This is a genomic window from Chloroflexota bacterium, from assembly GCA_026710945.1.
Classification (GTDB): domain Bacteria; phylum Chloroflexota; class UBA11872; order VXOZ01; family VXOZ01; genus VXOZ01.
Window position 1 is genome coordinate 1 of record JAPOQA010000019.1, and the last position, 20,364, is coordinate 20,364.

Sequence of the window (20,364 nt, forward strand, 5' to 3'; positions counted from 1 at the left end):
CCAATGTAAGCGCGAACCTCGTTAACAAGCCGTAGCGCGGGGGCTTGTCCCCCGCTTTTTGGCACGAGTAGCGCAGGATTGCAACCTGCGGCCGTCGCATGTTTGCGAGCCAAAGTAAGCGCGAACCTCGTTAACAAGCCGTAGCGCGGGGGCTTGTCCCCCGCTTTGTGGCACGAGTAGGGCAGGTTTGCAACCTGCGGCCGTCACATGTTTTCGTGCCAAAGTAAGCGCGAACCTCGTTAACAAGCCGTAGCGCGGGGGCTTGTCCCCCGCTTTGTGGCACAAGTGGTTAGACAGTATTTTGGATAAGGCGCTTTGAGGCCAGTATTGCCGTGTAACACGTGTAGATACGTCGGATATGTGCGGCTACGCGTGTGTCAGTTTGCCTCAGTCTGCTGGCAGAAGAGTGTGAGAGGCTTAGTATGACGAAAAGCGCCCATCGGCAAGTTGAAAGCGCGATCACCGTTGTCGGCACAGGCATGTGGGGCACCACGCTGGCCGTGCAACTCGCCCTTGGAAACCGCGCCGTCCGCTGGCTGGCTCGCACTGATGATGAGGCGAAGCAACTGCGGGATTGCGGAGAAAACCGGCGTTTCCTGCCGGGAATTCCCATACCGCCTGCCGTGGACATCACCGGCGACCCCCTGGCGGCGTTGCCGGGGAGCGAGATTGTCCTGCTTGTGGTGCCTTCGGAAGCAATGCGCCGGAACCTGCGTTGGATTGCGCCGGGCGTAACGGCCGACTCTCTCCTAGTTTCGGCGACAAAGGGTCTTGAGACCGCAGCCGGCAAGACGATGTCCGCGTTGATCCGGGAAGAACTACCGGAGCTTGCTCCAGGTGGCGTGTTAGCGCTTTCGGGTCCCAATCTTGCCCGCGAGATTGCCAGAGGCCAGCCCGCTGCCGCCGTGCTTGCGGGCACGGATGCCGAATTGACTCGCAGGGCGCGGGAGAGGCTTATGCTGCCGCGCTTTCGCATCTATACGAGCACTGATGTCATTGGTGTCGAGCTGGGCGGAGCGCTCAAGAATGTCATGGCGATCGTAGCCGGTATCTGCGATGGGTTGGGCCTTGGTGACAACGCGAAGGCGGCACTGTTGACACGCGGCGTTGCGGAGATGACGCGGCTTGGCGTGGCGATGGGCGCGCAGCCGCTCACATTTGCCGGACTGGCAGGGCTCGGCGATCTCATGGCGACGTGCGCCAGCCGGCAGAGTCGCAACCGGCACGTTGGCGAACAATTGGCGCAGGGCAAGTCGCTCGATGAAATCCTCGATTCGATGGACAACGTAGCTGAAGGTGTGCCGACCACCCGTGCCGCCGTGCGGTTGGCGCGCAGTCTCGACGTGGAATTGCCGATTACGGAGCTGCTGCATGAAGTGCTCAAAGGCGGCACCACGGTGGCCCAGGCAACGGTGGAACTCCTGGAACGCGCGCCGCGTGACGAACTTGATAGCGCCAGTCTTGAATCCCTTTGAATCCAGTTGCATTGGCGGAGAAGGATAGGACATAGTGCATTTGAAGCTGAGACCGTTCAATGGAATTTCCCACCAAAGCCTGAGGGCTTGCCCTGGCAATTTGAATCCACCCGCTGCGGGGAGAGAGTTTTGTAGGCCGAACTGTGCAGGCTTTCCAAATTGGTAGCCCGGCAGGCTCTGTTGTATAATTGGGCACCAGAATGACTCCTTTACGTGCACAGGAACCGCTATGAGATTTGGCTTTCTAATCGACAACCGCAAGTGTATTGGTTGTCATGCATGTACGGTTGCGTGTAAGTCCGAGCATGACGTGCCGTTAGGCGTCTACCGCACCTGGGTGAAGTACGTCGAGACAGGCCAGTTTCCTGATAACCGCCGCCACTTCACGGTGCTCCGCTGCAATCACTGCGATGATGCTCCCTGCATCCCGTCTTGTCCGGTCACGGCGCTGTATCGCCGCGAGCAAGATGGCATCGTCGATTTCGATCCCGAGCGGTGTATTGGCTGTAAGGCGTGCCTGCAGGCATGTCCGTATGATGCGCTGCATATCGATCCTGATACGCATACCGCCGCGAAGTGCAACTTCTGCGCGCATCGCGTTGAGGTTGGGTTGGAACCGTCGTGCCAGGTGGTTTGTCCCACCCAGGCCATTGTATCGGGAGACTTGGACGATCCGACGAGCTACATCTCCAAGCTAATCTCACGCGAGCCGGTGCAGGTGCGCAAGCCCGAGAAAGGCACGGTACCGAAGCTCTTCTATATCGATGCCGACGAAAGCAGCCTGACCCCTTCGGCCGCGACTCCGGTCAAGGATTACGGCATGTGGAGTGAAATGCCGAATGCCAACGGCAACGGCCAGAACCCGAACATGCTCCAGGACAGTGAGTTCTTGCTCCAGGACCTGGTGGCAAAGTCGGCTAAAACGGTGTACGACGTTGATCACCCGACGCCCTGGGGATGGAAAGTGAGCGCGTACATTTGGACGAAATCAATCGCCGCAGGCGCATTCTTGCTGCCCGCTGCGGGCCTTGCGCTGGGCCTGGTAGCTGACAACCCGCTGCTGGCGTGGGGCGGCCCAATTCTGGCCTTGATATTCCTCGCAATTACGGCCGGCTTACTGGTTTGGGACCTTCAGCGCCCCGACCGTTTCTATACCATTCTCATTCGCCCGCAATGGCGATCTTGGGTTGCCATCGGCACGTACATCTTGCTGTTCTTTGCCGTAGTTGTAGGTCTAAGCTTACTTGCTGCGCTGGCCGGAGCGGGAGGTCTGATGCAAGTGCTTTGGTGGCCGGGAGGCGTGTTGGCAATCCTCGCTGCCATCTATACGGGCTTTCTCTTTGCGCAGTCGAAAGCGCGCGACCTGTGGTTGAGCCCCGCGTTGCCGGTGCACCTCTTGGTGCAGGCCGCGTTGGCCGGCGCCGCATCACTGGCAATCCTTGGCACAGTAGTCGAGACGACCGTACAAACCGAGGAGTTCTTGCGCACCGTTTTGCTTTGGGGCCTGATTGCCAACCTCTTCATCATCTTGGTTGGCGAGCTGTGGTTGCCGCATGGCACGAGGGATGCTGCCAAGGCCGCGCAAATGATCTTGCGGGGCCAGTACTCGCAGCGCTTCTGGGCCGGTGTGGTCGGTGCTGGGCATGTATTGCCGGTAATACTGCTTATCGCGATCCCATTGGGACTTGCACCGGCTGCAGTGATCGTTGCAGGCGCGTGCGCGCTCGTTGGGTTGCTGCTATTTGAAGACATTTGGGTAAGAGCCGGTCAAGCGCTGCCGCTGAGCTAGCGAGAGGAGCAACCGCGCAATGTCGGTTTTCAAACCACAGTTTCCCGAGTCAGGCCAGCTTGCGAACTACCCTCCGGTAGAGCAGTGGGACGACTGGACTGAATACGACCCGGAAGCCTGGCCTCAGAAAGTCCCGAAGAACTACATGCTGGTCCCGACCGTATGCTTTAACTGCGAGTCCGCGTGCGGCCTGCTGGCGTACATCGACAAAGAAGACATGCGCATTCGCAAATTCGAGGGCAATCCGGCGCATCCCGGCAGTCGCGGCCGCAACTGCGCGAAAGGCCCGGCGACTATCAACCAAGTGCATGATCCGGAGCGCATACTCTATCCCATGAAGCGCACCGGGCCCCGTGGCTCCGGCGAGTGGGAACGGACCACGTGGGATGAAGTGCTCGATTCGCTCGCAGCGCGCATTCGACGCGCACTACAGGAAGACCGGCGCACTGAGGTCATGTATCATGTGGGTCGTCCCGGACACGACGGTTACATGGACCGCGTGCTCCAGGCCTGGGGCGTGGACGGACATAACAGCCATACCAACGTCTGCTCGTCAGGCGCGCGTCTGGGATACACGCTCTGGCAAGGCGCGGACCGACCCTCGCCCGATCACGCCAATTCGCGGTTCATGCTGCTAATAAGCGCTCACCTGGAGACGGGGCACTACTTCAATCCCCATGCCCAGCGGATCATTGAGGGCAAGCTCTCAGGGGCCAAGATAGCCGTCATCGATACGCGGCTTTCAAATACTGCCTCGCGGGCAGACTACTGGCTGTCGTCATGGCCGGGTTCTGAGGCAGCAATGCTGCTTGCCATGGCAAACGTCATCTTGCAGGAAGACGGATACAACCGCGACTTCATGGAGAAATGGCTGAATTGGCACGAGTACATGCGCGCTGAGCATCCTGACGTGGATGCAACATTCGACAATTTTATTGCCGCCATCAAAGAGTTCTATGCCTCGTACACAGCGGAGTTTGCCGAGCAGGAGAGTGGCGTAGACGCTAGCCAGATCGTTGCGGTGGCGCGCGAGATCGCCGCGGCGGGCACAGCTTTTGCCAGCCACGTGTGGCGCAGTGCGGCCTCCGGCAATGAAGGCGGCTGGCAAGTTTCCCGCTGCCTGACTTTTCTCGGCGTGTTGACGGGGAGCATCGGCACGCGCGGCGGCACGTCGCCAAATAGTTGGAATAAGTTCGCGCCGGCGCCTTACATCAAACCCCCGCCGCAGCAGGTATGGAGCGAGCTTTTGTGGCCGAAGGAATTTCCGCTGGCGCACCATGAGATGAGCATTCTATTGCCGCACTTTCTCAAGGAAGGACGCGGCAAGGTGGATACCTACTTTACGCGGGTCTATAACCCGGTGTGGACCAATCCCGATGGGGCCTCGTGGATCGAAATGCTGAGCGACGAAGATAAGGTGGGTGTCCATGCCGCGTTGACGCCGGTGTGGAGCGAGACTGCCTGGTTTGCGGACTACGTGTTGCCCATGGGCAACGGCGCCGAGCGCCACGATCTCATGAGCCAAGAGACTCAAGCCGGGGCTTGGATCGGCTTCCGCCAACCGGTGCTGCGGGTGGCGCGTGAAAAGAGCGGCGATGCCGTCGAGTTTACCTACGAAGCCAATCCCGGTGAGGTGTGGGAAGAGGATGAGTTCTGGATTGAGCTTTCCTGGCGCATCGACCCCGATGGCAGCTTGGGCGTGCGGGAATTCTTCGAGTCTCCATACCGGCCCGGTGAAAAGCTGACGATTAGCGAATACTACCAGTGGATATTCGAGAATAGTGTACCGGGACTGCCGGAGGCTGCGGAAAAAGAGGAGCTTGCGCCCCTGGCGTACATGCGCAAGTACGGCGCATTCGAAGTGAAGCGGGACACCTACGCTGTGCATGAAAACCCGCTGTCCGCAGAGCAGCTTGACGGGGCAGAGGTTGATCCCGTTACCCACCAGGTGCGGAAGAACGGCGAAGTGCTTGGAGTAGAGGTGGATGGCACGGCGGTTGAAGGGTTCCATACGCCTTCCCGCAAGCTGGAGTTCTTCTCCGATACAATGCGCGAGTTCAAGTGGTCGGAATACGCCGTGCCGACCTACATCAGGAGTCACGTGCATCGAGATAACATCGACCACGGCAAGGGTGAATACGTCCTGTTGCCCACGTTCCGTCTGCCGACACTCATCCATACGCGGGCGGGAAATGCCAAGTGGCTGTATGAGATTTCGCACACCAATCCGCTCTGGGTGCACCCAAAGGACGCCGAGCGGCTTGAGTTTGAGACCGGCGACCTTGCCAGAGTAAGTACGGAAGTGGGCTATTTCGTCATACGTGTCTGGGTCACGGAGGGCATACGTCCCGGGATTGTGGCATGTTCACACCACCTGGGGCGCTGGCGACTCTCGAAGGAGAGTGGCGGCGAGCGCTGGTCGACCGCCCACGTGGACTTGAAGCAGGTAAAGGACGGGCAGTGGTTCATGCGGCAAATTGAAGGCGTGAGGCCATTCGAGAGCCCGGACCCGGATTCAGACCGCGTCTGGTGGAAAGATTCCGGCGTGCATCAGAATATGACCTTCCCGGTGCACCCGGACCCGGTGAGCGGCATGCACTGCTGGCACCAGAAGGTGTGTGTCGAAACGGCAGGCGCCGACGATCAATACGGCGATGTCTTTGTGGATACTGATAAGTCTCACCAGGTGTACCTGGAGTGGATGAAGAAGACCCGCCCTGCAGAGGGTACGAATGCGTTGCGCCGGCCGCTGTGGATTCCACGCCCGGTAAAACCGGCGACAGAGGTGTATCGCATGCCGTGATGCGGCTGAGTATTTTGCGGGAGAAATTTGAAAGCGTGGGAACATCGTTCCCACGCTTTTTCGTTCTTGGTCGATGGCGCATGCTCGAGCCGTTTCCGCACCATAGGATGCAGGTTGCAAACCTGCGCTACCGGACTAAGCGGACTCTGTTACCCCATGGCTAGAAAACCGGGATCCACGCAAAGTAGGCATTGAGGAGGGCAAACGTGTTCGTAAATAGCATTACGCCCACCACGATCAGGAAACCGCCGCTGACTACCTCCACGGTATGGCCGTGCCGATTCATCCAGCGTATGGCGGGCACCGCGCGGGAGAGTCCGACCGCGGTAAGCAAGAACGGGATGCCAAGTCCGGCTGAGTAGAGTGCCAGGAGTAATGAGCCTTGCCCCACCGTCTCCCGTGTCGTCGCCAGGGCAATGATGCCGGCGAGGATGGGGCCAATGCAGGGCGTCCAGCCCGCCGCAAAAGTGAGGCCGACAAGCCACGACGTGAGATAGCTGCGCGGGCGGCTGCGGTCGACATAAACACGGCGCTCCTGGTTGAGCCAGCGCACGCGAAAGACTCCGGCAACGTGCAGCCCGAAAATGACGAGAATCACACCTCCGATGTAGCGCAGATAGAAAGTGTACCCCTGTATCGCCCAGCCCACCAGGCCGATGAGTGTCCAAAGCAGCACAAAGATGGTAGAAAAGCCGAGTACGAAAAAGGCCGCGTGGGCGACGGTGCGCATCGTTGCTTGGGCGTCCTGCTCCTCAGATACACTCGTTCCCGCCAAATGACCAATGTAGGCCGGTACAAGCGGCAGTACGCACGGTGAGAGGAACGAGGCAATGCCGGCGCCGAAGGCGACGAGGGCGGTGAGGAGCGGTGTCATCTCGCAGTTGTACTCCTGACTTCACGTGCGTGCTGCTGAATCAGCAATGTTTCAACTCTCGAGCAAGGTCTGATAGCTAGACTCTGCCTTGGCGAAGGCATGAATCGGTAGGGTTTCACCTCTAGAGTGAGTGAGGCAGCGCTTAGGATGCGCAATCTTCTTATGGGCATCGAGCATGGCTGGGCATCACTGAATTGTCTGCGTGCTCTCATCGAATGAAGGTCCCTTGTTAAGTCCAGAATACCTCAGTTTCTCACAGTCGTGTGTATGCTTGCATACGTTTGAGGGTGTAATGGCCTCAATTTGCCCATGCCGGCGCTATGCGCTGCATAGTGAGAAAAACCGGTAACTGCACATGCGTTGTGTGCCTTGCAAGAAAAAGCGAGGAGGGCCACAAGACCCTCCTCGTTGCTATGCCAAGTACAGATGGAATCTACTCTTGGTTTGCGTAGTACTCGTCCAGCACAACCTGTGATTCCTTGCTTGCCGTCTGCATGGCTTCCTCGACGGTGACCTCTTGGGCCCACGCGCGGTTCATATTGCCACGGAACGCGCGCCACCACTCCAGCCACACACCATTGACTTGCCAGTACTGGCCGCGGCCTTCTCTGAGGGGCGCCATGTACGCTTCCACCTCACGCGGCGGTCGACCGCTCTTCTCGAGCAGGCGAGCGTCATCCCAGGTGTTGGTATTGGCCGGCAGACCGTCACGGAGAATAGTGAAGACTCCCACTTGAACTTCATGGTCGATCAAGGGGAATTTCATCACTTCCCAGGCCTCATCGGGCACTTCAGTGCTGCCCCACATTTCCACCACACGTCCACCGCCAGGTACCTTGTTGTTTGCCGGGCCATGGATGTACTCCACGGCGACAATGGGAAGACTCTCTGGATCCGGTGAGCCCCAGGAACCGGACTGGCCCAGGCCGAGATTCATCATGGCCGACCGCTGCCAGGCAAAGGGTCCGTGGTACGATGTTCCTTCAGGTATGGAAGCATTGAATTCCGCGACGGCGTCGGGATCCGGTGCAACACGATTCTTGAATTCCAAGTCCCACAGGAATTGTATAACCGCAATGAATTCCGGTTCGTGCGCGCGGGAACGACGGTAGTCATCGGAGAGGAAATTCGTGCCGTTCTGAAGCAGCATCCCCAGAATGTCGAAAGTGGCCTGCTTATTGTTGAACCAACCCCACACCCTGGGATCTTCGTTTTCGCCGCGGCCCGTAATTTCTGAAGCGATCTCCAGCAGCGTGCCGCCGTCATTCGGGTTCCAGTCGATGCCTTCGGCAGGCAAGCGGTTGATGCCGTAGCGATCGAAATGGTCGGTATTGTAGGCAAGCGCTGCGCCACCGACACCCATGGAGACGCCGTAGACATCCTGCTTCTCGTCCGTAAAGAATTCAGGACCGCGGACCCCCTGGAGCTGAGCAGAATCCCGCTGGACATACTCGGTGATCGCCCGAGCAAACCCTGCGTCACGGTTGCGGGCGAAGAAGACACCGTCGTTGTGGAATACGTCCGGAGCGTCACCGGCGGCCAACTGCGTATTGAGCTGGCTCATGGTGTCGCGGTAGGTGTCGCCTACCCAATCAAGCTCGATGTTGTCGTAGTTTTCGTAGAATCGCGCCACAACGAGATTCTCGTAGAATGGCTCAACGCGAGTAAGGTCGTTGGAGATCCACCTAACCGAAACCGTGACCTTCTCTGCTGGTGCCGGTTCTTCGGCCTTGGTCTCCTCTGCAGCCTGCTCCGGCATTTCGCCGGAATCGGCCGGCATGGCGGTGCCGCACGCTGCCAGCGCGATCGCGCCAAGAACGCCGCCACTGCCTGCGAGCATGCGCCGACGCGTAATACGACTTCGTGCAAATGACATTTCTTTCCCTCTCTTAAACTTTGGTTTCAATCAGTCGGATCGCCAGAGCGGATATTGGGCACATGGCCACCCGCCATGGACACAATCCTGCCAATATCTCTTGTGGAACCCCCCTTTCGAAACAAACAGAGTTGGCGCTCTGCAGAACGCTGATTCTTATACCGATAATGTACTATTCAATACCTTGTCGTCAAGTAGAAAGAAGGATTCCCACCATAAAGGGATTGACAAGGCTATTGAAGAAAGTTATAGTGAATGCAGGTTGAGCCTCTCCAACACCAATCTGTATACACTGAGCGTAAGCCATGTGCCAAGCGCAAATTAAGGATAGAGACTATGGTGCCAGTTAATGACCCACTGTTTGCACAGCAATGGGGATTGCAGCTCATGAGGGCCCCAGACGCCTGGGAAACAACGCGCGGCAGCCCGGACGTGGTGGTGGCTGTCATCGAGAAAGGCATTGACGTCGGGCATCCCGACCTGGAGGGCCAGATTCTGCCGGGATGGGACTTGTGGGAGGATGACGAAAGCCTCGACGACACCTCGCGACCGCGCAAACACAAGGACTCTACCGATCACGGCACCCACATTTGCGGCATTATTGCCGCGCGCGCTGACAACGGTATCGGCATTGCCGGGGTCGCGCCGGAGTGCCGTATTCTCCCCGTGCGGGTCAATACTTACCATGATGGCGAGCTCGCGCGCGGGATCCGATTTGCCGTGGACAACGGCGCGCGGGTCATCAATCTGAGCGACGTGGGCTACATGTACACTACCAAGCACGGCCTGCCCACGATCTACAGCGCCTGGACTCCGCCGCATTCGGAGGAACTGCTGGAGGCCTGCCGGTATGCCCAGCAGCACAATGTGCTTATAGTCAATGCTACCGGCGGCAATCAGGCCCACAATGTCGCTAAGTATCCCGCGCTCTGCCCGGGTGTAGTCAATGTGGCTTCCGCGGACAAGAGCGGCCGCATGGCAGACTTTAGCGACTATGGCGACCTCACGGAGGTCGCGGCGCCGTCCGGCTGGCGTGACTACGACCTTGCGAATGATCCCTCGCGGCGCATTCTGCCGCTGGCGGAAGAATGCGTTATGGCAGCCGCGCTGGGTGCTCATCCCCAAGCGGAATACGGCGTTCTTAGTACGATTTCCGGTGAGCACGGCGGCTACGTAGAGTGGTCGGGCGGCTGCATGGCAATAGGACATGTCTCCGGCCTCGCGGGGCTCGTGTGGTCGCGACATCCCGGCCTTACGGCCGAGCAGGTCAGGATGGTAATACGCAATACCGCAAAGCAGCCGGCCGGTGGCAGCGGCTGGAATCCGTTTATGGGCCACGGCATTATCGATGCCCATGCGGCTGTATCAGTCGACCGCGTGGAGTGTGACCTGGAAATTGCAGCGGTGGAGGTTGCTGAGTTAAATCGAGAGATCGGTCGTGTACAGGTAACTGTGGCGAACAGAGGGGTGATTGACGCACACGACGTGGCACTGATGGTCTTTGATGGGCCGATTGACGAGGGTGGCGGCATGCAACTGGGACATGCACTAGTGCCGACAGTAGTCGGACGCGAGGAAGCGGTGTGTGAGGTGCCCTTCCGAATACCGGAAGGTAAGGACAGCCTGGTGGTCGTCTGCGATCCTCGGGGCCAACTCTCCGAGCGGCAGCGGCAAGAGGGTAGGCTCTGCCTGCAGGCGGATGTACGATTGGCGGCAATGGCACAGAAAGTGCCGATTTAGATTAATGGAGAGAGAGTGATGGCTACAGGCTTCATTTGATGGAGCATGTGTGCCGGCAAGATGGAATTTAGAAGCATACGCGCCGCTTCTCATTGCGAGAAGCGGCGCGTATGACATCTTGCGTATCAATAGACAACCAAACAAAGGCCGCAGCCTCGCTAGCCGTAATACTCGTCCAGCGCCGCTTGCGCCTCCTTGCTGGCTTGTTGCATCGCTTCCTCTACCGTGGCTTCACCGGCCCAGATCGCGCCCTGACCGGTGCGGTAAGCGCCGATCCAGGCGCTCCAGACGCCGTTCACCTGCCAGTAGTAGCCCTTGCCCTCGCGCAGCGTGGCCATGTAGGCCTCGATTTCACGCGGCGGTCGGCCAGACTTCACATAGAGCCGCTCGTCGTCCCAGAAATTCGTATTGGGCGGCAGACCGGACTTGAGTATGGTGAAGGTCGCGATGTTCACCTCGTGGTCTGTCAGGAAGAAGCGCATGAGGTCCCAGGCTTCATCGGGCTGTTGCGAGCTGCCCCAATGCTCCATGACCCGGCCTCCGCTTGGCACCTTGTCGTTCTGGGGACCGCTCAGGAACTTCACGGCCACCACCGGCAAGCTCTCCGGATCGGGACCGCCCCAACGGCCGGACTGACCCATGAGCAGGTTCATCATTGCCGTCCGTTGGAACGCGAACGGCGCGTGATAGGTCTGCCCTTCTGGTATCGCCTCCAGCAGCAGCGCGACGTGCTCGGGATCTGGGGATACCTGCCACTTGAATTCCAGGTTGTGCAGGAATTCCACAACTTCCATGAACTCCGGTTCATGGATGCGCGAGCGACGGTAGTCGTCGCTGAGGAAATTTGTGCCGTTCTGCACGAGCAGGCTCAGCACGTCGCCGGTGATTTGCTTGTTGTTGAAGAAGCCCCAGACCGGGTCCGCCTCGGTGCTGCCGCGCTGGGTGAGCTCTTGCGCTATTTCTAAGAACTCACCGCCATCGGTCGGATTCCAATTGATTCCGCCTTCAGGCAGGCGGTTGACGCCGAACTTATCGAAGTGGGCGGTGTTGTAGGCCGTGGCGACGCCGCCGATGCTGCTGGAGATACCCCATGTGCTGCCGTCGGGGTCGCGGAAAAATTCCGGGCCGATCACGCCTTGCAGTGCCCCGGCGTCGCGCTGCAAGAAGGGCGCGAGGTCGTTGATGTACCCGGAGTCGCGGAAGAGCGCGTAGCGAACTCCGTCACTGTGGAAAACGTCCGGCGCTTCGTTGGCCGCCAACTGGGTCGCGAGCTTGGCGTGGTGTTCTCTGGCGGGCGCGCCTTCCCACGCCACCTTGATGTTGGGATGCGCCGCTTCGAAGCTGGCGACAAGCAGATCGCCGTAGAAGGGCTCGATCACTGAGGCATCGTTGGAAATCCAACCGGCGCGCACCGTTACCGTCTCCATCACAGGTGCTTCTTCAGCCTGCTTGGCCTCCTCCTCAGGCTCAGACTCTTCGGCAGGCATCTGCGTTGCCGTTCCTTGCGCGCACGCGGCGATTGCCAAGACGCCTAATGAACCGCCGATGCCGGCGAGGACGCTTCTCCGTGTGAGATGACGATTGTGAATTGCCATTCCTCTCGTCCTTTCTCTATCGTTCCACTGTTGCTACCGGGCACAGGGAATACGGTGCGATGCTGCCGTCTTTAGCGCCTCCATTCAAATTGTGCTGAAGTATTTTGATCAAGAGATGCGGTGCCGCCGCCGTGTTCCCTACTCACTTTAGTGTCAATCACCGCGTGTCTGTAGGTTACACCAGGTAGCCGTACCTGTCTAGACATATTAGCTGAAAAGCAACCCAGTACTGTGAGTTTTCTTGGGAGGCCGGTTCAAGCGTTTTGCAGGTCGAGTGCGGTGGCGGCCTGCACTCCGTTGACCGTCGCCCGTACCACGTCCACGGCATGGGCGCAGGCGGCTTCAACGGTTGGGGCGTAGATCTGGTAGACATAAGCCAAAGTGCCGAAGTCTCGCGCCAACGTGCCGTCAAGGGCATTGCGAAAGGTCTCGCTCTCCGCCTCGATGAGGCGCGCCCGCCAGTTGCTGTTGAGCTTAAGGAGCTCGCCCCAGAGCACCGTTGCCGCGGGCAAGGCTACGACGCCGCGTTCATCCGAGGGTTCATTGACGGTGACGCCTACCAGCTTGTGCGGGGCGTGTACGAGGTAATGGATGTGGAATTCGATAAACGCCGTGGGTTTCTTTTCCGCCAAGTATGCCCAAGTCGTGGCGGCCTCAGCGGGGACCGGTTTGCCCAATTTGGCGTCCTCAAAGTGGCAGCGCGGCACTTCTCCAGCCGCATTCGTCACCGAGTGTCCGTGGGCCGTGCCGTCCGGGTTCGTCAAGGGCATGAGGCAGAACTGGTATTCTTCCAAGAGCCTTTCCGCCTCGGCGGAGCGACTGCTCAGCCAGTGGGCGAGGAAGAGAATCGGCACGTCGCCGGGTTCGGCCGGTTGCATCGTGTCGAAGACAATGACGGTCTTGTCGCGGGGCTGGGACTCCAGCGCCAAGAGCGGACGGCCTTCCGGCGTCCGTCCGAATTCGCGCACGGAGAAATCGTCCAGCGCAGCGGCAGTGGCATGCATCGCGGATTCCACTTCGGCCGGTGTGGGAAAGGGATGGTTGCCGAGTAAGAATTCGTCGCCTGCAGCAACGTCGAGGGTGACCTCGACGTATTCCTGCGTCATGTGCGTTTGGGAACGAGGCACGAGGCCCCACTTGCCGTTGCGCTTGGCGAAGTGCGGCCCATCCAGGTAGCTGATGCCGCCCCGCCCCTTCATGATGCGAAACGTCACCGATTGCGTCTGCTCAGATTGCGACCGCACCCGGAAGCAGAACATGTACTCCCAAACTACCGGGTAGTCTGGGCTATAGTTCTCTATGAGCAACTGCACTTCATAGTGCCCGGGGCCGATCCTGCTGAATTCTCGTGCGCTGGCGCACTCGAACTCGTTGTCCAAAGTAATGCCGGCATCTGAATCGTGGAATCGCGCCATTGTTTCCTCCAGTTTTTGCTGACCACCATACGCGTGCTAACGACTATACATTTGATAGAGAGTATACCCCATTGATATTGACGCCATGCCATGCTTACGCAAAAGGCCGTACTCTGGCAAAAGGCCAGAGTACGGCTTGTTCGTTATGCGCCACATACGTCTTAGACGCATGGCCTAAACGTGGCCGTGATCAATTGCCACTAGAACGGGAGACACCGACTAGAACACGCCGATGTAGTTATCCAGTTCCCACTGGCTCACGCTGAGGTGGTAGCGGTTCCATTCGTCGCGCTTGACCGCGATGAAGTAATCGGCGTACTCGCGGCCCAGGGCTTCCTTAAGAACGTCGTCCTTGTCGAGTTCGTCCAGCGCCTCGGGGAGGCTGGTGGGCAGGAACGTAATGCCGCGGCGGTGAAGTTCCTCTTCCGAGAGCTCGTAGAGATTATCGTCGTTGCGCACGCCGGGATCAATCTTGTTGGCAATGCCGTCGAGGCCGGCGGCAAGCAATACGGTGTACGCAAGATAGGGATTAGTCGCGCCGTCCACGATGCGGTTTTCGATACGTCCCGGATCGGGGATGCGGATCATCTGGGTACGGTTGGAGCCGCCGTAGGTGCCGTACACCGGCGCCCAGGTAGCGCCGGAGCGCGGCTGGCCGCGGATTAGGCGCTTGTAGCTGTTTACGATGGGACAGGTCACTGCCGTAAGCGCGCGAGCATGGTGCAGGACGCCGCCGGTGAACCAGTACGCGAGTTGCGATAGTCCATTCTCGTCGTCTTCGTCCAGGAAGAGGTTCGTCGTGTTGTCGTTATCCCAGAGACTCACGTGGCAGTGCGCGCCGTTGCCGGTGAGGTCTTGGAACGGCTTCGGCATGAACGTGGCGGTCAGGCCGTTTTCCTCGGCGACGGTCTTGACCATCCAGCGGAAGAAGGTGTGGCGGTCGGCCGTCGTCAGCGCATCGGAGTAGAGCCAGTTGAGCTCGAATTGGCAAGTAGCGTCTTCATGGTCGGATGCATAGGGCTCCCAGCCCAGGTCTTGCATATGACCGACCAGGGTCGTGATGACGTCAAGGTTCCGGTACAAAGCGCGCACGTCATAGCAGGGCTTGTCGAGCGTGTCGAGCGCGTCCCAAGGCGCATAGCCGCCGTGCTCGTCTTGCTTGAGCAGCATGAACTCGGCTTCAGTGCCCACGTTCATGAGATAGCCCGCCTTTTCCGCCTTGGCCAACTGCTGTTGCAGTATCGAGCGGGGCCCGTAATGCCACGGCACGTCGTTGACGTGGATGTTGCCCGATACCCAGGCGATGTCCGGCCGCCACGGCAGGACAAGCGTCGAATTGAAATCAGGATGACAAAGCATGTCGGGATCGTGGGGACTCTGCCCCATGTCGCCGGCAGCGAAGCCGGCGAAGCCGGCGCTGCCGTCCGCCATGTCATCGATGTGCGTTGCCGGGATCAACTTTGCTTTAGGCGCGCCGCTCATCTCCACGTACGAGCAGAGAAAGAACTTGATGCCGCGCTCTGCGATCAGAGATTTGACCTCGTCGAGTGTCATGGGTGTGCCTCCTTACGTGCAATTACCGTTTCCAAGTGTTGCTGATACAGCAACCAGTCTAATCCCCACCCACCGCTGGATTCCTGCGAAAGCCGGAATGACGGGCTGTGTTCGTTGATCTGTGTCTACATGATACACAAGTAGCGCACGTGCTAATGTGAAACTGCCGCTGCGGCTTTTTCACCGACCAGCGCCTCTTCACGGAAGCGCGAGAGCCGGAACGGCTCGATCAATTCTGGCGTCTGGCCCGTCGCGATGAGCTCCGCCAGGTACTTCCCGGCAACAGGGCCGGCCTTAAACCCGTACGTACCCCAGCCCACGTCCAGATGATAGCCTTCCAAGCCTTCGACTCCGCCGATGATGGGCGAGAAATCGGGAGTCATATCGCAGATGCCGGCCCATTGCCGCAGGACGCTCACACTGTGCAATTGTGGAAAGAGCTCCAAGGTGTAGGTGGCCATTTGTTCCAACGTAGGGAGCGTGCCCTGCATGCTGTAGGATTGGAGCGGGTCAACTTCTGCTCCCATGACGCAATCGCCTCGGTCGGTTTGACTGACGTACACGTGCAGATTGGCTGAGACGATCACCTTGTCAAGAAATGGCTTGAGCGGCTCCGTGACGCAGGCCTGCAAAGGCTGAGTCACTATCGGCAAGGGAACTCCGGCCATCCGAGAGACCACTGTGGCCCAACCGGCAGCGCAGTTAATCACGGTGCCTGTGGCAATGCTGCCATTTGTGGTCTCTACGCTAGTTATTTTGCCCTCCGGCGTACCGATGTGCTGGGGCTCATTGGCGTGGTCACTCGCGGTTGAGCCGTCAATGCCAATGCTCGTCGCCTCCGTGAATGGGTGAATCTCGATACCCATGCGGTCGCAGGCGCGGGCGTAGCCCCACACCACGGCGTCGTGACGAATGATGCCGCCCGGCGGGTGATAGAGCGCCGCCATCACGGGTAAGCGCGGTCGGTCGCTCATGTCGAGCGCGGGGACGAGCTTCTGAATTTCTTCCGTATAGATTACGCGGCTGTCCACGCCCATGATCTGGTTGGTCTCTGCGCGCACGCGCAGCCCGTCCACGGATGAATCCGTGTGGGCCAGGGTCAGATGACCGCATTGGTTGAAAAGCAGGTTCCACTCAAGCTCACGCGACAGGTCTTCATACAGTTGAAGCGAGCGGGCGAAGAAGGGGACGCCTTCCGGCGTGCGGTAGTTTGCACGTATGATGGCGGTGTTGCGCCCGGAATTGCCGGCGCCGAGGTAGCGCTTTTCCAGGACAGCCACGTTGGTGATGCCGTGGTCCTTGCCCAGGTAATACGCTGTAGCCAGACCGTGCACGCCCGCGCCGATAATGACGACGTCATAGCTTTTCTTGAGTTCATGCGCGCGCCACATGCGCTCCTTGCGAAACAACTGGATCATGGTTTGGCACTCCGCATGCGTTGCGCGGCCTCATGGCCTACGGGCACTATGCCGAACTGATGCCCGGCGTGCATGATTGCTTCCCAGGCGTAGGCGGCGTACTCGGTGCCGACAAAGAGCCAATAGGCCAGCGTTGCGTCAAGATCGTCCCGCACAATCCGCGCGTGCAGACCGGCGACTCTGGCGCTAAGGCAGGCTCCGTTAGCAAAGGCAGAATCGGAAACATCGGGAGCTGTGAGCCGCTGCAACACATCGCGGCTATGGGGGCCCGCGAGGAGGATGCCCACAAGGGTGGAGGTCACGTCTACCACGTGAACGCAGCCTGCCCACGCCGGGTCTGTGCTTTCTCGTTCTGAAACTTGTCGTTCTATCGACGCGATAATTGCGTCTCCGCTCATCGGATCACAGGCAATAAAGTAGTGCCCCCGCGCCAGACGCCATGTCTTGCCTGCGTCAATTGTGATGGATTCCAACTCTTGCTGGCGACCCTTGAGTTCCAGCTTGCCCAGCCAACTCGCGTCCGCGATGCCGACACCGCTTTTGAGGGCCGCTACTTCCGCGTCAGGCGTTGCGAATTGCGCCGCTATGTTCCAACCGTGGCGGGAGCTAAACGTCGCGCCTAATTCGGAGGCAACATGGTGGAGCGGAGACTGTCGAAGTGGTGCTTCCATTGATTCTCTTACTGGCGGAGTCGCGCCTGCGCGGGATCGTAAAATGGTTCGTCTTTAATCTTGGCCGTTACCGGGCGGCCGTCGACACGCATTTCTATTGTCTGGTCGGCGACCGCAAGGCTTGCAGCAACCCAGGCCAAACCTATGACTTTCTCATTCACCGGCGAATAGCGCACGCTCGTGATGCGCCCCGCCGGCTGACCGTCGGCAATGATCACGCAACCGTCCGGCGGCAGCACATTCTCATCCATGGTGAAACCGACCAGCTTTTCGCGGGGAGGACGTTCTTTCGCGCGGCTGATGGCTGCTTTGCCGATGAAGTCTTCTTTATCAAGTTTTGCTACCCAGGCCAGGTCGGACTCGATGGGGTTGCTCGTGGCGTCGGTATCGACGCTGACGATCACGTGTTTCTTTTCGAGGCGAAGCACGCGTTGTGTTTCCACGCCAAAGGGCAGGATGTCGAACTCCGCGCCGGCTTCCATGATGGCATCCCAGATGTGCTCGCCGTATTCCGCCGGAAAGTGAATCTCCCATCCGGTCTCTCCCACGAAACCGATGCGCAGCATGAGGCTGGGCACACCCGCCACGTCGGCTTGGCGGCAGCGCATGTAGCCAAAGCGCTTGTTGCTGAGGTCCCGGTCGGTAAGTTTGGCGATTGTGTCTCGGGCCTTGGGGCCGGCCACGTTTACGGCGCCCATGCCGCCGGTGACATTCGTGACGTGCACGCACATGCCGGAGCCCGCGAGCCACCATTCCAGCCACTCCTCCACAAACTCGATATTGCCGGTGGTGGTGGTAATGAAATAATGGTCTTCGCCAAGGCGGGAGACGGTGCCGTCGTCCAGGATAATGCCCGCCTCATCGCAGATGACGCCGTAGCGGGCGCGACCTACACGCAGATCGGAAAAGCGATTGGTGTAGACCTTGTCCAGGAGCTTGCCGGCGTCTGGGCCGATAACGTCGAGCTTGCCGAGGGTGCTCAAGTCGATCAGACCGACGCGCTGGCGTACCGCCCAGTACTCTTGCTCCACTGATTCCTCTTTACTATCCGGCGTACCGTAGTAGAGCGGACGTTTCCACTCGCCCATGTCCATCCAGACACAGCCGAGTTCGTCGTGCTTGGCATGCATGGGTGTACGCTTGACCGGATGGAGGTGCGGCCCTGCCAGCGCACCGAGCGGTACGGGAGATGTCGGTGGCCGCGATGTTGTTCTGCCGGTTTCTTGTATTGTCTGCCCGGTCTGCTGCGCGCAGATCCCGATGGCGGCTTGATGACACATCTTGCCTTGGCAGGGCCCCATCGTGGTAGTGGTGTACCGCTTGAGCGTTTCGATGTGATCGAAGCCTTCATCGATAGCTGTACGCAGGTCGTGAAGCGAAACGTCCTCACAGGGGCAAACGAATGTCTTTTTAGGGTTCGCATCGGAATTCTGGGGGAGGGTTGTAGCAGGAGGCAGCGTTTCACCGGTCACTGCTCCTACTGCCGAGACGCCATCCGGCAAATCACTTGTGACAAAAACGGCCCGCTCATCATCCCATGCCACGTTGCCGCCAGCCTGGGCGACGAGGCCTGCGTCCGGCACCCAATCGCCGCACATGACGACAAGATCGCACGCAAGTAGTTGTTCGGAAGTCTGAAGACCTGAGACATGCTTGCGACCGACGGCTTTGACAACTTGGTCCAAGGGGACTGTTCCTACAATCGCTGTGCCTGCAGCCTCTAGCGCGCCGCTTACTGATCCCGCTGCTTCTGCCGTGCCAACCACAACGGCACGTTCGCCCGGTTTCACTCCATGCAGGCCGATGAGGCGTTGGACGCCGCTACTGAGCATGACTCCGGGCACATCGTTATTCTCGAACAACAGCGGGATTTCATGGGCGCCCGTGGCGACGACGATGCGCTCCGTACGCAGTTGTGTGAGACGCTGGGCTACCGGAGATCCAGGACCCTGATGCACGATACCCAGCAGATTGTCTTCATAGATTCCGAAGCAGGTGGCGTCGGTGAAGACGGTGACTTTGGGATGCTCATGCACACGCTTCACCAGTGCTGAGAGTTCATCAGTGGATTGGCCACCGGATGAGGCTTCTGGGAATGAGACTGCGCTCGAACTGTCGCTGCCGGAGACCGAATAGCGTGTGTGACCGCCCAACTCCGGCTGATCGTCGATCAGAACCACTTCTTCGCCCTGCTCTGCCACGTCCAGGGCGGCCCGCAATCCAAAAGGACCTCCGCCGACTACGGCGGTAGCCGTGTGCAGAAAGACGTGCTCGTAGGGGTGTTCGGCATCTGGCTGCGGGTCGCGCTCGATCTTGCCCAGGCCGGCCGCGCGCCGGATTAAGGGCTCGGCAAGATGCCACATCCAGGGATGCGTAAAGGTCTTGTAATAAAACCCTACGGGCATGGCCCAGGCAAAGCGTTCGGCAACGGCCATGAAATCGGATTCTAAGGAAGGATAGGCATTCTGGTGAGTGATCTGCATGCCGTCTTGGACCGGCTGCGTGCACGCGCGCACGTTGGGCGTGCCGTCCACGTTTATCATGCAGTTGGGACACCTACCCGAAACGCACAGCAGGCCGCGCGGGCGATGGTACTTGAAACTGCGGCTGAAGATGCGCTGTCCGGAACGATAAAGTGCAGAAGCTACTGTATCTTGGGGCTGGGCTTCGATGGGCTTGCCATTGAAATGGAAAGTGACGGCGGAATGCCCGTTACGTTCCGAGGCGGCCGAAGATGGATTCCCGCTTTCGCCGGAATGACGAGATTCAGAATTGCGGCTCACAGCGTGTCCTCGGGCAGGCTGGTCTCAGTCACGTCATTGGTCAGCGTGTCGCGCACGGCAAAGAGCCACTGGCGGCAGCCGTAGGTGTGGAACCACCATTCCTTCTGAGAGCGCTCGGAGTTACCTGTGGCGTAACTATAGCCCAGCCACGCCTCGTCGCTCGAACCCGCTTCCGGCCGGGACTTCACTTCACCGCCAAAGCGAAACTCGTAGACGCTGCGCTTGCCGCAGTTGGGACAGGGTATCAAGAAAGACATGCAAATACCTTACCGAGTTTACGGTCAAGGGCCTGTTCAGGACTCAAGGTCTCTACCATCTTGGAGGAAGGCCACAAGACAAATGCGCTCAAATCACCCACACGTGTATTCCAA

Annotated in this window: 13 protein-coding genes; 4 read left to right on the forward strand and 9 right to left on the reverse strand. The window is 59.2% G+C overall.

The window, feature by feature from the left end; translation table 11 throughout:
* Window positions 1-422: 422 nt before the first annotated feature.
* The 3 genes from OXE05_03415 (at window position 423) to OXE05_03425 (ending at window position 6,067) form a co-directional block, all read left to right on the forward strand.
* Complete coding sequence (locus OXE05_03415) at window positions 423-1,475, forward strand: NAD(P)-dependent glycerol-3-phosphate dehydrogenase (protein ID MCY4436365.1); 1,053 nt, start codon at window positions 423-425, stop codon at window positions 1,473-1,475.
* A 229-nt stretch (window positions 1,476-1,704) separates the two neighbouring features.
* Window positions 1,705-3,264 carry a polysulfide reductase NrfD gene (nrfD, locus tag OXE05_03420; protein MCY4436366.1) on the forward strand — a complete coding sequence of 520 codons (1,560 nt, stop codon included), beginning with the start codon at window positions 1,705-1,707 and terminating at the stop codon, window positions 3,262-3,264.
* 19 nt (window positions 3,265-3,283) lie between these two features.
* A complete protein-coding gene (locus tag OXE05_03425) occupies window positions 3,284-6,067 on the forward strand; it encodes a molybdopterin-dependent oxidoreductase (protein ID MCY4436367.1) in 2,784 nt (927 codons plus the stop codon).
* A 160-nt stretch (window positions 6,068-6,227) separates the two neighbouring features.
* Here the strand turns inward: OXE05_03425 and OXE05_03430 are convergent, their stop codons facing one another.
* Entirely contained in the window at window positions 6,228-6,941 is a 714-nt protein-coding gene (locus OXE05_03430; protein ID MCY4436368.1) for a cytochrome c biogenesis protein CcdA, read from the reverse strand.
* A 433-nt stretch (window positions 6,942-7,374) separates the two neighbouring features.
* Window positions 7,375-8,817: an extracellular solute-binding protein gene (locus OXE05_03435; GenBank protein MCY4436369.1), complete on the reverse strand. Its 1,443-nt coding sequence runs from the start codon at window positions 8,815-8,817 to the stop codon at window positions 7,375-7,377.
* Window positions 8,818-9,204: 387 nt separating this feature from the next.
* On the opposite strand from OXE05_03435, the gene OXE05_03440 reads away from it, so the two are divergent.
* Entirely contained in the window at window positions 9,205-10,557 is a 1,353-nt protein-coding gene (locus OXE05_03440; GenBank protein ID MCY4436370.1) for a S8 family serine peptidase, read from the forward strand.
* Between the two features lie 158 nt (window positions 10,558-10,715).
* On the opposite strand, the gene OXE05_03445 is transcribed toward OXE05_03440, so the two are convergent.
* From OXE05_03445 to OXE05_03475, 7 genes are all read right to left on the reverse strand, one after another.
* Window positions 10,716-12,152, reverse strand: coding sequence for an extracellular solute-binding protein (locus OXE05_03445; protein MCY4436371.1), 1,437 nt, complete (start codon window positions 12,150-12,152; stop codon window positions 10,716-10,718).
* A 254-nt stretch (window positions 12,153-12,406) separates the two neighbouring features.
* Window positions 12,407-13,567, reverse strand: coding sequence for a M14 family zinc carboxypeptidase (locus OXE05_03450; GenBank protein ID MCY4436372.1), 1,161 nt, complete (start codon window positions 13,565-13,567; stop codon window positions 12,407-12,409).
* Window positions 13,568-13,786: 219 nt separating this feature from the next.
* The gene (glnT, locus tag OXE05_03455; protein ID MCY4436373.1) at window positions 13,787-15,121 is read right to left on the reverse strand and encodes a type III glutamate--ammonia ligase; all 1,335 of its coding nucleotides are present in this window, start codon (window positions 15,119-15,121) and stop codon (window positions 13,787-13,789) included.
* Window positions 15,122-15,273: 152 nt separating this feature from the next.
* Complete coding sequence (locus OXE05_03460) at window positions 15,274-16,539, reverse strand: FAD-dependent oxidoreductase (protein ID MCY4436374.1); 1,266 nt, start codon at window positions 16,537-16,539, stop codon at window positions 15,274-15,276.
* Window positions 16,536-17,210, reverse strand: a complete 675-nt coding sequence (locus tag OXE05_03465) for a hypothetical protein (protein MCY4436375.1) — start codon at window positions 17,208-17,210, stop codon at window positions 16,536-16,538. Before OXE05_03465 ends, OXE05_03460 begins: the two co-directional genes overlap by 4 nt.
* An 8-nt stretch (window positions 17,211-17,218) precedes the next feature.
* Entirely contained in the window at window positions 17,219-19,993 is a 2,775-nt protein-coding gene (locus tag OXE05_03470; GenBank protein MCY4436376.1) for a 2Fe-2S iron-sulfur cluster-binding protein, read from the reverse strand.
* Window positions 19,990-20,250, reverse strand: a complete 261-nt coding sequence (locus OXE05_03475; protein MCY4436377.1) for a sarcosine oxidase subunit delta — start codon at window positions 20,248-20,250, stop codon at window positions 19,990-19,992. Before OXE05_03475 ends, OXE05_03470 begins: the two co-directional genes overlap by 4 nt.
* Between the last annotated feature and the right edge of the window lie 114 nt (window positions 20,251-20,364).